This window comes from Corallococcus exiguus, assembly GCF_009909105.1.
Taxonomy (GTDB): Bacteria; Myxococcota; Myxococcia; order Myxococcales; family Myxococcaceae; genus Corallococcus; species Corallococcus exiguus.
This window is the reverse complement of record NZ_JAAAPK010000001.1, coordinates 1,298,966-1,313,043: the sequence shown is the minus strand read 5'-3', so window position 1 is coordinate 1,313,043 and position 14,078 is coordinate 1,298,966. Positions and strand designations below refer to the sequence as shown.

Below are 14,078 nucleotides of genomic sequence, written 5' to 3'. Positions count from 1 at the left end.
GGCCACTACCAAGGCACTTCCGCGCCCTCGTAGTCGAAGAACCGGCCGGAGTGCTCCAGCGAGACGCTGTCGATGACCCTCAGCATCCCGCGCACGGACTCCTCCGCCGGTAGCGGCGCGTCCTGCCCGCCCATGTCCGTCTGCACCCAACCCGGATGCAACAGCACGCACGCCAGGCCTTCGCGGCGCAGGTCGTTGGACATGGAGCGCACGCCCATGTTCAGCGCGGCCTTGGACATGCGGTAGGCGTACGCGCCGCCCTCCGTGTTGCTGGAGAGCGACCCCATGCGGGACGTGACGTGCGCCACCTTGCGCCCCGCTCCGTGCCGCAGCGCGGGCAGCAGCGCGGAGGTGATGCGCAGCGGCCCGAGCGCGTTCACCTCGATGGTGCGCGCCAGGTCCTCGTAGTCCAGCTCATTCAGCCCCACCCACTGGCCGGACACGCCCGCGTTGTTGATGAGCACGTCCACCGGCTCGCGGCAGATGCGCTCCGCGAAGGCCTGGACGCTTTCCGCGCGGGTGACATCCAGTGGATGGATCCTCAGGCGGCTGCCGGCCTCCAGCAGCAGCGGCTCCAGCCGGCGCGCCAGTTCCGGGGCACGCACCCCTGCATCCACCGTTTCTCCCCGCCGCAGCAGTTGCTGCACGAATTCGAAACCGATGCCACGGCTCGCTCCCGTGATGACATAGCGCATGCCTTTATTAACGCGCCGGGAGGCTCTCCTTGGCAAAGCTCTTGCCTTCGCACTAAGGCGCCCGGGGTTGCTCACCTCACGACAAGCTCGGGAGTAGGTCGACATGACGGTCGCGGTCATTGGGGGAGGTATCACCGGACTGGCGTTGGCCTACCAATTGCGGGCTCGCGGTACTGCTGCCGTGGTGCTGGAGTCGACGTCACGCGTGGGTGGAAACGTGCAGACCCACGCCCGCGAGGGCTACCTGTTGGAGGCCGGACCCAACAGTTTCCTCGACCGGGAGCCCACGACGCGTGAACTGGCGGACGTGCTCGGAGTGTCATCCCGGATTCGTTCGGCGGATGCAGCGGCAAAAAAACGTTACATCTACACACGCGGAGCCCTGCGAGCCCTGCCCACGTCGCCTCCGGCATTCCTGAAATCCGACATCCTTCCCCTTGCTTCCCGCTTGCGGGTGGTGGGGGAACTGTTCAGCGGACGCAACCCCACGGGTGCGGACGAGTCCCTGGCCCGGCTGGGGCGGCGCCACCTGGGGCGTGAGGCGACGGCGGTGCTGCTGGACGCGATGCAGACGGGCACCTACGCGGGCGACCCGGAGCAGCTCAGCGCGGAGGCCACGTTCCCGCAACTCGTGAAATTCGAGCAGGAGCACCGCAGCCTCATCCTGGGCGCCATCCGTGCGCAGCGCGCGGCGCGACAAGCGAAGGGCTCGGGCGCGGTGGAGACAGGCCCCCGGCTCACCGGACAGATGAGCACGTTCGACGGCGGCCTGGGCGTGCTGGTGGACGCGCTGGCGAAGGCGCTGGGCGACAGCGTGCGCACGGACGCGAAGGTGGAGGGCCTGGAGCGCTCGGCGGACGGCTGGAAGGTGCGGTACCAGGAACGGGGCCAGCCGGCGGAGCTGAGCGCGACGCACGTGGTGCTGGCGGTGCCCGCGCACGTGGCGGCTTCGCTCGTGCGCCCTTTGGACGCGGAGCTGGCGGAGAAGGCGGACGCCATCCCGTACGCGCCCATCGCCGTGGTGCACCTGGGCTTCGCGCCGGGGACGGTGCCGAAGCCGGACGGATTCGGGTTCCTGGTGCCAGCGGTGGAGGGCACCGCGATGCTGGGCACCATCCATGTCTCCACCACGTTCCCCTTCCGCGTGGAGGGCGGGCGCGTGCTGCTGACGTGCTTGATGGGCGGCGCTCGCCGGCCGGAGGTCGTCTCCCGGGACGAGGACGCGCTGGTGGCGCTGGCTCGCGAGGAGCTGAAGACGATGGCGGGGCTCACCGCGACGCCGGAGCTGACAGCGGTGTTCCGCTGGCCGCGCGGGATTCCCCAGTACACCGTGGGCCACCTGGAGCGCCTGGCGTCGATGGAGGAGCGGCTGAAGCGCTGGCCTGGCCTGCACCTCACGGGCAACGCGTACCGGGGCGTGGGCGTCAACGACTGCCTCAAGGAGGCGGCGCGGCTGGCGGAGGCGCTGGGCGGGCCGGCGGCGGGAGCCACCCGGAGCGCCTGAGCGACCGCTCACCCGGGGACAGCGACGGCCGGGGGCAACCCTCCCTGAAGGGTCCCTGGGTCGATGCCAGAGTCCGTGGGCATGTTTCATGGACACTGGAGAAGCCCCCCATGTTCTCACTGCGCTCGCCGCTCCTGTTCATGCTCGCCGTCCTCTTCTTCCCCGCGGTCCTCGCCGGGACGCTCGTCCTGGACCTCGTCCCCGCGCCCATCCCCCAGCGCTAGGACGCGGGACGGTGTAGCCTTCCGCCTCCGCATGCAGGAGACGTCGCAGGAAGGCTCCATCGTTCGCGCCACGCTGCGCGCGCTCGTCGCGCCGTGGCGGTTGGCCCCCATCGTCCTGGTGTCCATTCCGCTGCTCGCGGCCCAGGTGCGCTGGAGCGTGGATCCTCGCGCGTTCTGGATTGGCCTCCTGCTGTGCCTGATGTGCGTCGCGGTGGCGCCCGTGTCGTACCGGGTGCTGTTCCCGGAAGGGCTGGACCTGAGCCACGGCGGTATCCGCTTGCTGCTCTACGCGGCGGTGGGCAGCGGCGTGGTGCTGTCGGTGGGTTACGCCCTGCCGCGCGTCACGCTGATGCAGGACATGTTCCTGTCGGAGCCGTACAACCTGGCCATCTGCGGCGGCCTGTTCCTCGTCGCGGGCTGGGGGTTGGGGCGGGACATCGGCTTCGAGGAGACGCTGGCCCGTGAGCGCGCCCGCGCCACCCGCTTCGCCTGGGAAGCAGAGCAGGCGCAGCTGCTGGCGCTGCGCAGCCACCTGGATCCGCACTTCCTCTTCAACACGCTGAACGCCATCGCGGAGTGGTGCCGCGAGGACGGCGCCGTCGCGGAGGCCGCGGTGCTGCGGCTGTCCACGATGCTCCGCTCGGTGCTCGCGGGCGTGCGCAGCGTCACCTGGCCGCTGTCGCAGGAGCTGGAGCTGATGCGCACGCTCTTCGACCTGCACCTGCTGCGCGACCCGGACCTGTTCCAGCTGCGCATGGACGTGGCGGACGGGCTTTCGGACGTGCCCGTGCCGCCGCTGTTGCTCCTGCCCCTGGCGGAGAACGCGGTGAAGCACGGCCCGGCGGCCGGCCACCGGGGCCCGTTGAGCGTGGAGGTGGTCACGCGCGAGGGGGCGGTGGTGGTGACCATCGACAACCCGGGCGCGTCCAAGGGCCCGCGCGAGGGCAGCGTGGGCCTGCCCACCGTGGAGCGGCGGCTGGCGCTGGCCTATGGCGGCCACGCGCTCCTGTCCCTGGAGAGCGCCGACGGGCGCACCCGTGTCACCGTCACCCTGCCCCGCCAGGGCCCCCAACCCGGAGTCCTCACGTGAGAGAGCCCCTGCGCGTCCTCATCGCCGACGATGAACTGCTGGCCCGCAAGCGCCTGTCCCGCCTGCTGGCCGCGCTGCCGGACGTGAGCGTCTGCGGCGAGGCGGTGGATGGGGACTCGGTGCTCGCGGCGGTGCGCGCGGGCGGCGTGGACGTGGTGCTGCTGGACATCCACATGCCGGGCCTGAGCGGACTGGACGCGATGGCGCTGCTGCCGGAAGGCGGGCCCCACGTCATCTTCTGCACCGCCCACGCGGAGCACGCGGTGAACGCCTTCGAGCACGGCGCGGTGGACTACGTCCTCAAGCCCGTGGAGGCGGCGCGGCTTCAGAAGGCGCTGGAGCGCGCGCGGGCGCGAGTGCCGGCGCGGGTGAAGGCGCCCACCGCGACGGCGCAGACGGCAGCGGCGGAGAAGCCGGCACTGACACGGCTGCCCATCCCTACGCGGCAGGGGCTGGTGCTGGTGTCACCGGACGCCATCTCGCACGCGTCGCTGGAGGACGAGCTGGTGACGGTGTTCACCGCGCAGGGCGACTACCTCACCGACTTCACGCTCAACGAGCTGGCGGACAAGCTGCCTCCGGAGCACTTCCACCGGGTGCACCGCCGCGCGCTGCTCAACCTGTCCCACGTGACGCGGCTGGAGCCGCTGGAGACCGGCGGCTATCTGGCTCGTACGGCGCGGGGCCACTCGGTGGAGGTGAGCCGCCAGTCCGCGCGCGAGCTGCGCCGCATGCTGGGCCTGCGCAAGGGCGCGGAGGACGAGGGCTGAGCGCGACCGCCAGTCCTCACGCGAGCTGCGCCGCCTGCTGGGCCTGCGCAAGGGCGCGGGGGATGAGGGCCGAAGCCCAGCCTACGTGCGGCACCGCTTCCAGTCGGCGCGCACACCTTGCAGGCGCATCCCACGCGCAATCCGTCGCGGGCTGGCGTCAGCAACCGTGAGGCAGGCGCGGCGAGCGCACCCGCCTCGACGCCGAGCGCCTCAGTTCCAGACGAACAGCCGGTGCACCTGCGCCGCGTCGTCGCCCAGCGTGTCCGTCAGGGCCTGCTTCGCGGGGCCGGGCAGCTCCACACCGCCTCGCGCGCAGCGGGCCGCATCCTCCACGGCGAAGGCGGGCGCATTGCAGAACGCGTCCTGCCAGCGCGACATGAGCGAGGCGAAGAAGGTCTGCTCGTAGCCGCGCAGCTGGCCGTCCAGCCAGCCCTCCTTGTTGGGCCGCTGGAACACCTGCGGGCGCACGCCGCCAGGCTCGAAGGTGATGTTGTGCTCGTAGCCGGAGGCCTCCAGGGCGTTCTCCGCCTTCACCGCCAGCGGCGCGTGCCGCTCCTGGAGGATGCCCTGGGCCACCACCGCGAAGTGGTACTCCACGCCCCGCCGCTGCGCGTGGTAGTCGAAGGAGCGCGACACGTCGCGGTACTTCGTCACCTCGACCGTCGTCTTGTACTCCACCGTCTTCGTCTGGCGGACCAGGCGCTTCTTCATCACGCCCTTCTCTTCGTAGGACTCCTCCACCGAGTACGGCACCTCCGCCGTCGCGGTGCGGTCCTCGTGGTCCGTGTACGGCACGCGCTCCGTCCACGGCGCCGTCAGCCGCACGGGCTCGACGGTGCGCCGCTCGCTCAGGCTCCCGGCGATGGTCATCGGCGCGTGGCGCTGGGACGCCTCCGAGTACCAGGGCGAGGCCTCGAACGCGCCCGACAGCCGTGTCACCAGGTACTGCACGACGTCATTGCTGATGCCATCCACGGACACCTGCCACGTGGGCACGCCCAGCGCCTCCGGGAACATCCCCGCGCGGGGCGCCGACTGCTGGTAGTGCCCGCAGTAGCGCGACACCAGCTCCGTCCAGTGCTGCGCGCCGCCGGACAGCGACTGCTTCAGCTTCGCGCACGTCGCCACGCCGCCCTGCGCTACCGCCTCCTCCACGTCGCGGCGGATGGGCGCCATCTCCGGTTGGGCCAGGAGCGTGCGCTTGCGGTCCAGGTGCGACTCCGCCGTCAGCGCGTTGCCCAGCTTCGCCGGGTCGATGATGAGCTGGCGCAGGTGCCGGTGCGTGCCCGCCATCTCCTCCAGGAGCGAGCTCTCCATGCCGCCATCCAGCTTGGAGTTCCACTTCACCCTGTAGGTGAAGAACTGCTCCAGGTTCGCTTCCGCGTCCTCGTCCCGCCCCTCCACCCGCGCCTGCCGCGCCTGGGTGAGCAGCTGCGACAGGCCGCGCCAGCGCAGGTCATCCAGCGACGCGCGATACTCGGGGTTGTTGGGCTCGTCATTGACGAGCTTCACGTAGACCTCGGCCGCCTCCACGAAGCGGCCCTTCTCCGCCAGGTCGTTGGCGTGGCCCCGGGTGGTCGAGCACGCGGTCAGGGCCCCCGCGCACAGCAGCGCGGGGACGAGGAAGGGCTTCCGGCGGGCGCCGGAGCGGAACGAAGCAAGGAGCGAGGCAATCACGGGAACGGCACCCTTCAGCGCGAGGCACGCGGCCCCGCAGGCTGACTCACAGGATGCCGCGATTATTCACCGCGACAGCCCCGTCCCGACAAGGCCCCCAGGCTCCGGGGCACGTCAGCGCTCCACCGGCCAGGTGTGCACCGGCAGCCCCTCCTCTGACAGCTCCAGGTAGCGCTCCAGCAGGGCCGCCAGCGCGTCCTGCCGGGGCATGTGGGCCTCCAGCCGCTCCAGCACCGCCCGCTGCCAGCGCGACCCGGTCCGCTGAAGCGCCACGCGGCGGGCGATGATGTCCAGGAGCCCGTCCGCCTCCGCGACCTCCACCCCGGCCTCCAGCAGCCCGCGCCTCGCCACCGGCAACAGCTGCTTCACCAGCTCCGCCGCCGACATCACCCGAGGACTGGGCGCGGTCTCCGCCGGCCACAGCAGCGTCGCGCCCAGGCCGTAATGAGCCGCCTGCTTGAAGTTGCGCCGGGCCTGCCAGAAGGGCAGCGCCGGGAGCAGCGCGTCCACCCGCTCCGCGAGCCCCAACGTCAGCCCCAGCATGAACGCACCGTTGGCCACCATGTCCACCGGAGTGGGGCCGGACGGCAGCGCGCGGAATTCGATGCGTACGTGACCTTCGCCGTGCGGATCATAGATGGCCCGGTTCCATGACCAGACCGTCCCGTGGTGCAGCCGCAGCTCCTCCAGCTTCGGCAGGCCGCCAGCGGCCACCACTTCCAGCGGAGACTCCTGCCCCATCACCGGCAGGAGCGCCGGATAGAGCGCCACGGCCTCCGCGAACAGCTCGTGCAGGCCCTCGCGCACCCAGCCGTGTCCGAACGTCACGCGCGGGTGCAGATGCGCGGCCTCGTCACTGTCGCTGCGGTCGTCGGTGGCCTGCTGGAAGAGCGCCACGCGCGTCTCCTCCCACAGCCGCTTGCCCAGGAACAGCGGCGAGTTTCCGCACGCGGCCAGCACCGGCCCGGTGGCCAGCTGCGCGGCGTTGTACACGCGCGCGAAGTCCTCCGGGGCCACCCGCAGGTGGAACTGGAGCGACGTGTTCGCCCCCTCCAGCGTCACGTCCTCCCAGGTGAGGTTGAGCGTGTCGTCGCCCGCGATGGCCACCTGGAAGGGCCCGTCGCGCCGCTTGCGGATGGCCGCGGACAGCGCCCGGTAGCGCGCCTGCGGCGTGAGCGCGTTCTTCCCCAGGTCCGCCTGCCGCAGCGTGGGAAGGATCCCCACCGTCGCCACGCGCGCGCCCTCCGTGGCCGCCGCGCGCCTCAGCTCCGCCAACACCTCGTCCAGCTGGGCCTGGAGCCCGGTGAAAGGCCGCCCCGCGAGCAGCGAGGGGCGCAGGTTCATCTCCATGTTGAAGCGGTTGAGCTCCAGCGTCAGCCGGTCGTCCTTCGACTTCGCCAGCACCTGCTGGTTCACCGGCAGCGGCGAACCCGCGCCGTCCACCAGCGCCACCTCCAGCTCCGCGCCCATCGTCGTGGGCCCCACGCCGAAGCCGGGACGCCGGAGCACCTGGCGCAGCGCCTCCAGGCTCTCCGCGAGCCGCGCCACGAAGCGCGTGTGCTCCTCCGGCGTGAACTCCTCCTGCTGGATGGCCAGACCCATAGGCCCTCCACGATTGGCACGACGCGGCGCACTGGCACGCGCGGTGTCAGCCGCTGGACGCCGCAACGCACCGGGAACCCCGCCCGCCTCCCACACTCGCTCCCTCGTCCGCCCCCCAGGCCGGCGGACCCGGGTGCGTCCGCGCCGGGTGTGTTATCCCAGGTCCCGTCATGCCGGACGCCACCGTCAACCTCTACGACCTGCCCCGCCCCGCGCTGGACGCGCGGCTCGCCGGCTGGGGCTTCAGCCCCCAGTACCGCGAGCGCGTGTGGACGGGCCTGTACCGCGACGGCGTCACCGCGACAGGCGACGTGCAGGGACTGCGCCCGGACCTCCAGGCCGTGCTCCAGGAGCGAGCGCACCTGGGCACGCTCGCCACGCATCACGAGAGCTTCAGCAGCGACGGGCTCACCCACAAGCTGCTCCTGCGCCTGCACGACGCGCAGACCATTGAAACGGTGCTGATGCGTTTCAAGGGCCGCGCCACCGTGTGCGTGAGCACGCAGGCCGGATGCGCCATGGGCTGCGTCTTCTGCGCCACCGGACAGATGGGGCTGTCACGCCATCTGACGCCGGGCGAAATCGTGGGCCAGGTGCTCCACGTCACGCGCGTCCTGCGCGCGCAGGGGGAAGCGCTGCGCAACATCGTGCTCATGGGCATGGGCGAGCCCCTGCACAACTACGAGCACACCATGGCCGCGGTGGACATCCTCGTGGACCCCAAGGGCCTGGCGCTGGCGCCGCGCTTCATCACCTTGTCCACCGTGGGCGTGGTGCCCGGAATCCTCCGACTCGCGGACGAGGCGCGCCCTGTGCAGCTCGCGGTGAGCCTCCACGGCGCCACGGACGCGGAGCGCGCCGCGCTGGTGCCCGCGGGCCGCCGCTGGCCTCTCAACGAGCTGATGGACGCGTGCCGCTACTACGTGGCGAAGCGCAAGCGCCGCATCTTCTTCGAGTGGACGCTCATCTCCGGCCGCAACGACACCGCGGAGCACGCACACCATCTGGGGGCGCTGCTGCACGGGATGGACGCGCACGTGAACGTCATCCCGCTCAACCCCACGGTGGGCTACGACGGCGGCCCCAGCGTCCCCGACGCGGTGCGTGCGTTCCAGGACGTGCTCACGTCGTACGGCGTGCCCAGCACGGTGCGCCAACGTCGCGGCATCGACATCGACGCGGGCTGCGGCCAGCTCAAGGCCGCCGTGGAGCGCAAGCCCCGCCGCTCCCTTCCCGTCGCGTCCTGAGCAACGTGCGGGGTCGCTCGGAACACCACCCGACCTGACGTGTCACCCCGGAGCGCTAGCGTCCGCTCCGTCCGCACGCGCGTAACGAGGTGTGTGCGGCACGTGGATGTTCGGGGGCCCTTGCGTGGCATGGGCTCGTGGGCACATTCTTCAAGACGGCTTCCACGCAACCCCAACGGCTTCTCTGGCGGAGGTGGGCAATGCTTTCCATCCAGGAGCACGGCACGGTGGAAGAGGCGAGCAGCAATCTGCTCGACTTCATCCTGATCCCCGACAACTGGCTTGAGCAGGCGCCTCCGCAGCCGGAGGGCTCCGCCACATGGCCGGCATCGGATACCCAGTACCAGCGCCGCGTGGGTACGCTGCGCATCTGTGCGTCGGTGGACGTGGCACCGTCGCTGGACGTGGTGCTCCACATCGCGTTCCGCGCACCGGGGCTCACGCCGATCAAGGCGGCGGACCACCTGGAGAGCTTCCTCAAGCAGCGCCTGCCGCTGACGCCCAACAGCGAGTGGCAGGTGGAGGTGGACGAGCGCCGGTGGATCCACTTCTCGCGGCGCTACGCGGGCACGCACCTGCTGGCGTGACGGCTACGGCGCCAGCCGGTAGTGCCGCAGCGGCTGCGCCACGTTCTTCACCGGCGTTTCCGTGAGGGGGCCAAACTGGAGCTTGCGCACGAAGGGCTCCTGCGACTGCTTCAGCGCTTCGTGCACGCTCTCCATCACCAGCGTCTCGCGGAACCCCGCCAGCGACTGCAGCCGCGCGGCCTGGTTCATGCCACTGGAGAACGCGGTGTAGTTGCGGTTGGGACCAAAGAGGCCGCAGTTCGCCGTGGCCAGATTCACGCCCACCGACACGCCCAGGCCCGGCAGCTTCACCCGCTGGCACAGCGCGGCCACCTCCTCGCGTTCGCTCAACTCCGCGGTGAAGGCCTGGATGTCCTGCGCGGCGCGCACGGCGGCCTCCGCGCGGCGCACGCGGTCCGTCTGGAAGAAGGGCGGACCGAAGAGGCCGATGACGCAGTCGCCCACCATCTTGTCGAACACGCCGCCGCGCTGCCAGATGCAGTCCACGGCGCGCGCGCTCCACTCGTCCACGAAGCGGCCGATGCTGCGCGGGCTGTCGAAGCCCTGCTCGCAGATGCGGGTGAAGCCGTTGATGTCCGCGAACAGGATGCCCACCTCCTGCTCCTGCGCGCGCAGGTGCCGCGCGTAGTCCGGGTCCAACAGCAGCGCGTCGATGGCCACCGTGGGGAAGAACTGCGACAGGTGGATGCGCTCGCGGTTGTAGTCCAAGAGGCGCTGGCTCAACGTGGAGGCCAGCACGCGGATGAGGTCCATCGCGTACGCGGAGAAGCCCTCGTTGCTCCAGACGACAATCTTGCCCAGGGGCTCGCTGCGCGTGGCCGCGGAGATGAGCACCGCCTCCGTGCTGCGCCCGTCGAACAGGCGCTTGAGCACGCCCGCGTCCCCGTGCAGCAACCGCGTGCCGTGCTGGTGCAGCAGCGTCTCCAGCTGCGAGCCGGGCTGATCTCCGCTCTCGTACTCCAGCTGCCCGTGCCGGTACGAACGGTAGTGCAGCACGTGCGGCTGCACGGCGTCGCGGTACAGGAGGAGGAAGCCCGGCAGCCGCACCCGCTGCGCCAGCGTGCGCACCGCGTGGTCCATGCCCGCCTCGAAGACGGGGTTGGCCAGGTGCTCGTTGCACTGGAGGATGAGCTGGTGCTTCTCCGACGCGGTGTGGACCAGCATCAGCACCGTGTCCAGCTCCTCCGCCACCGCGTCCAGCGCGCGCAGGCGCTTCGCGGTGGTGCCCGCGTCACCGGGCGGCCCCGCGAAGAGCACGCCCAGCGTGCCCACCGGTGAGCCCGCCACGTCCAGCGTCTGGGTGAGCAGCGTGCCCGTGTCGTGGACGCTCAGGCCCACGGGCCCCGCCAGAAGACTCCCGGCGAAGACGCCGCCCCAGTCGCCCTCGCTCCAGGTCTGCTCCACCAGCTCCTCGTCGCGCGTGGTGACGGCGATGGCGCGCGCGCCCAGGTGCGAAAGCAGCGTGGGGAAGCAGCGCCGGAAGCACTGGGTGAGCGTCTCGCGCTCCCGCAGGCTCTCCTCCAGGAGGTCGTCCGTGACGCGCCCCAGCTGGCGCAGGTAGCGGTACTCGTCCAGGGACAACTCAACGGGTGGGGGCGTGGGCGCCGGGGTCATGTGCGCCCCTTGTACCGCCGCCCGGGGGGACTGTCACAAGGCCGGCACGTGCTTCGTTCCGCCCACGACGACGCCGTCCTGGACCTCGATGAGCCAGTAGCCCTCCTTCCCCGCCTGGGTGGAGGAACCCGCGCCGAACAGGTGGGGCCGGTCGTCGGTGGCCGGGTGGTGGTAGCGCTGGTGGATGTGCCCATGGAGCACCGCGAAGCGTGGGCCCGGCAGGAGCTTCAGGAGCGCGTCCGCGTCACGCAGTCCGTGGTGCCAGCCGTCCGCGTGGTTCGCGGCGCCGCGCGGCGCGTGGTGCACCACCACCAGGATGGCGCGGCCGTCCAACCGGGCGTCCTTCAGCAGGGCCGCCAGGCCTTCGAGCTGCGCGGGGCCCACGGTGCCGTAGGACAGGCCGGGCGTGGGCAGCGGGCGCGCGGAGCACAGGCCCACCACCGCGGCGCCCTCCCCCACCAGCCTCACGAAGGGGAACGCGCCCTCGCGGCGGTACTCCGGCAGGTCGCTCTCCAGCAGGTCCCCGAAGTGCCGCGCGAAGCGGCCGTCACGCGCCGCGCCGGGGGTGAAGACGTCGTGGTTGCCGGGGATGACGGTGCAGCGCGCGGGCGAGGGGGACAGGGGCGCCAACGCGGCGCGGGCGGCGCTGAACTCGCCTTCCAGCGCGTAGGCGGTGAGGTCGCCGGAGAGGATGAAGTGGTCCACGCCGTGCGTGCCCGCCTCGCGGGCGATGGTGGACAGCGTGGCCTGCGCGTTCCGGTAGGCCTTCGCCCGGCCTCCCACCGTCAGCTCTACGAGCGCGATCCAGCGGCGCCAGCCCAGCTTGCGCAGCGGCAGGGCGAAGTAGTCCTCGGTGATATGGACGTCGGAGCAGTGCAGGAAGCGCATGGAGGAAGTCACACCCCAGGGAACGGAAGGAAGCGGCGGGGCATTCTCTCCCAGCGCGCGGTGCGGGCGGGGAAGTTATGGTCGCCGCCACGATGCGAGGACGCTTCGCCCCCAGCCCCACCGGCCGCATGCACCTGGGCAACATGAGAAGCGCGCTCCTGGGCTGGCTCCAGGCCCGGGCCGCGGGCGGCGCGTTCCTGTTGCGCATCGAGGACCTGGACCGCGCGAGATGCCGCCCCCAGTTCCTCCAGGACCTCTACGAGGACCTGCGCTGGCTGGGCCTGGACTGGGACGAAACACCGCTCATCCAGAGCGAGCGCGACAGCGTCTACCGCGAGGCCCAGGAGAAGCTCGAGCGCGAGGGGCTCATCTACCCGTGCTTCTGCACGCGCGCGGAGATCGCCCGCGCGGCGAGCGCTCCCCACGGCCTGTCCGACGAAGGCCCGCGATACCCCGGCACCTGCGCGCACCTCACCACCGGGCAGATTTCGGAACGTGCCCGCACCCGCGCCCCCGCGTACCGGTTCCGCGCGCGTGAAGGCGAGGTGCGCTTCGTGGACGAGCTCATGGGCCCGTACGTCCAGGACGTGCAGGCGCTGGTGGGGGACTTCGTGGTGCGCCGCAACGACGGCGTGGCCAGCTACCAGCTGGCGGTGGTGGTGGACGACGCGGCCAGCCGCATCACCCACGTGCTGCGCGGGGACGACCTGTTGCCCTCCACTCCGCGGCAGCTCCAGCTCTACGCCGCGCTGGGTCTGCCAGCGCCCGCGTTCCTCCACGTGCCGCTGGTGATGGGCGAGGACGGCAAGCGCCTGGCGAAGCGCGACGGGGCCTTCGCGCTCGCGGAGCTGAGGGCGCGCGGCCAGCCTCCCGAGCACGTCCTGGGTCTGCTCGCCGCATGGAGCGGCCTGGGCGACGGCAGCCCGGTGACCCTGCCCGCGCTCGTCGCGCGCTACCGCACGGACGCGCTCCCTCGCGAGCCGGTGGTGGCGCGCGAGGCACTGCTTCTCGACGCGCTCGGCCTGCGCTGAAGCCTCCCGGCCTTCCGCCCCACCCTTCGGGACGGAGCAGCCGTGAGGCAGTGAAATGAAGCAGCCTCCCTGGTGCACACCTTCATCCCAGACATGTACGTCCTGGCCGTGCCCAAGCGGCCGGGCGACACACGGGAAGCGAGGGTGGAGTCCAATGGCAGCCATTGTTGAAAGCGAACGCGCCGGCATCATCCCAGCGGTGCCGGGCAGTGCGTACAAGCTGAGCTGGGGCGCCATCTTTGGTGGCACCTTCGTCGCGCTGGGCGTCTGGATATTGCTCTACACGCTGGGGCTGGCGCTGGGCCTGTCGTCGGTGAACCCCGCCGACGCGTCGAGCGCGAAGTCCGCGGGCATCTTCACCGGCATCTGGAGCGTGCTCGTTCCGCTGGTGGCGCTCTTCGTGGGCGGACTGGTGGCCGCACGCAGCGCGGGCATCGTGGACAAGGCGGGAGGCGCGCTGCACGGCGCGGTGCTCTGGGGCCTGACGACGCTCGCGGGCGTCATCGTGATGGGCATGGTGCTGTCGTCCGTGCTGGGCGCGGTGTTCAACGTGGGCAAGTCCGCGGTGAGCGCGGGCGGCTCGGCCGCGGTAGGCGCCGTGACGGGTGGCGGTGAAGCGGCGAAGGCGTTCGGCCTGGACGCCAACGACGCGCTCGCGCCGGTGAACCAGCGCCTCAAGCAGGAGGGCAAGCCCGCCATCACGGCGAACCAGTTGGAGGCGGCGACCAAGGACATCGTCACCGAGGGCGTGCGCCAGGGCCGCATGGACCGCGAGCTCCTGGTGAACAACATCGCGCAGAACACCAACCTGTCGCGCCAGGACGCGGAAGGCGTGGCCGACCGTGTGGAGCAGCAGGTGGACCAGGCCAAGACCAAGGCCAGTGAGCTGGGCCAGCAGGCCCAGCAGGGCGCGCTGAAGGTGGCGGACCGCTCCGGCCGCGTCTTCTGGGGCATCTTCGCGGGGCTGCTGCTGGGGCTCGTCGCGGCGGTGCTCGGCGCCACGCTGGGCGTCAGCCGCAAGCAGCGCATCCGCGCGGAAGGGGCGGTGGTGGTGCCCCCGACGACGCCCACGACGCCCGGCCCGCGGCGCGAGGTGTATCCGTAGCCTCGGGCGCTCGCGTGCATCCCCGCTTCACGGCCCTTCGTGAG

Annotated in this window: 12 protein-coding genes; 7 read left to right on the top strand and 5 right to left on the bottom strand. The window is 71.4% G+C overall.

What is annotated here, in order from left to right:
• Positions 1 to 5: 5 nt before the first annotated feature.
• Complete coding sequence (locus GTZ93_RS05390) at positions 6 to 695, bottom strand: SDR family oxidoreductase (protein WP_120576571.1); 690 nt, start codon at positions 693 to 695, stop codon at positions 6 to 8.
• A gap of 103 nt (positions 696 to 798) precedes the next feature.
• Here GTZ93_RS05390 and hemG point away from each other — a divergent pair, with 103 nt between their 5' ends.
• The 3 genes from hemG to GTZ93_RS05375 all read left to right on the top strand — a co-directional run bounded on the left by hemG (position 799) and on the right by GTZ93_RS05375 (position 4,283).
• Positions 799 to 2,199: a protoporphyrinogen oxidase gene (hemG, locus tag GTZ93_RS05385; protein WP_139916232.1), complete on the top strand. Its 1,401-nt coding sequence runs from the start codon at positions 799 to 801 to the stop codon at positions 2,197 to 2,199.
• Between the two features lie 255 nt (positions 2,200 to 2,454).
• Positions 2,455 to 3,513, top strand: a complete 1,059-nt coding sequence (locus GTZ93_RS05380; protein WP_139916231.1) for a sensor histidine kinase — start codon at positions 2,455 to 2,457, stop codon at positions 3,511 to 3,513.
• Entirely contained in the window at positions 3,510 to 4,283 is a 774-nt protein-coding gene (locus GTZ93_RS05375; protein ID WP_139916230.1) for a LytR/AlgR family response regulator transcription factor, read from the top strand. Before GTZ93_RS05380 ends, GTZ93_RS05375 begins: the two co-directional genes overlap by 4 nt.
• A gap of 210 nt (positions 4,284 to 4,493) precedes the next feature.
• Here GTZ93_RS05375 and GTZ93_RS05370 read toward each other — a convergent pair whose 3' ends face one another.
• Together GTZ93_RS05370 and GTZ93_RS05365 are read right to left on the bottom strand one after the other, a co-directional pair.
• Complete coding sequence (locus GTZ93_RS05370) at positions 4,494 to 5,960, bottom strand: hypothetical protein (protein ID WP_139916229.1); 1,467 nt, start codon at positions 5,958 to 5,960, stop codon at positions 4,494 to 4,496.
• Positions 5,961 to 6,074: 114 nt separating this feature from the next.
• Positions 6,075 to 7,562: a glutamate--cysteine ligase family protein gene (locus tag GTZ93_RS05365; protein ID WP_139916228.1), complete on the bottom strand. Its 1,488-nt coding sequence runs from the start codon at positions 7,560 to 7,562 to the stop codon at positions 6,075 to 6,077.
• A gap of 170 nt (positions 7,563 to 7,732) precedes the next feature.
• Here GTZ93_RS05365 and rlmN point away from each other — a divergent pair, with 170 nt between their 5' ends.
• The gene (gene rlmN / locus GTZ93_RS05360; protein ID WP_139916227.1) at positions 7,733 to 8,809 is read left to right on the top strand and encodes a 23S rRNA (adenine(2503)-C(2))-methyltransferase RlmN; all 1,077 of its coding nucleotides are present in this window, start codon (positions 7,733 to 7,735) and stop codon (positions 8,807 to 8,809) included.
• A 200-nt stretch (positions 8,810 to 9,009) separates the two neighbouring features.
• Positions 9,010 to 9,396 carry a hypothetical protein gene (locus GTZ93_RS05355; RefSeq protein ID WP_120595390.1) on the top strand — a complete coding sequence of 129 codons (387 nt, stop codon included), beginning with the start codon at positions 9,010 to 9,012 and terminating at the stop codon, positions 9,394 to 9,396.
• A 3-nt stretch (positions 9,397 to 9,399) separates the two neighbouring features.
• Here the strand turns inward: GTZ93_RS05355 and GTZ93_RS05350 are convergent, their stop codons facing one another.
• Positions 9,400 to 11,010 (bottom strand): adenylate/guanylate cyclase domain-containing protein, encoded by a 1,611-nt coding sequence (locus tag GTZ93_RS05350; RefSeq protein ID WP_139916226.1) that lies wholly within the window; start codon positions 11,008 to 11,010, stop codon positions 9,400 to 9,402.
• A 33-nt stretch (positions 11,011 to 11,043) separates the two neighbouring features.
• Complete coding sequence (locus tag GTZ93_RS05345; protein WP_139916225.1) at positions 11,044 to 11,898, bottom strand: metallophosphoesterase family protein; 855 nt, start codon at positions 11,896 to 11,898, stop codon at positions 11,044 to 11,046.
• Between the two features lie 92 nt (positions 11,899 to 11,990).
• Here GTZ93_RS05345 and gluQRS point away from each other — a divergent pair, with 92 nt between their 5' ends.
• Both gluQRS and GTZ93_RS05335 read left to right on the top strand, forming a co-directional pair.
• The gene (gluQRS, locus tag GTZ93_RS05340) at positions 11,991 to 12,929 is read left to right on the top strand and encodes a tRNA glutamyl-Q(34) synthetase GluQRS (RefSeq protein WP_167547813.1); all 939 of its coding nucleotides are present in this window, start codon (positions 11,991 to 11,993) and stop codon (positions 12,927 to 12,929) included.
• 154 nt (positions 12,930 to 13,083) lie between these two features.
• Positions 13,084 to 14,034, top strand: a complete 951-nt coding sequence (locus GTZ93_RS05335) for a hypothetical protein (RefSeq protein WP_139916223.1) — start codon at positions 13,084 to 13,086, stop codon at positions 14,032 to 14,034.
• The last annotated feature ends 44 nt before the right edge of the window (positions 14,035 to 14,078 follow it).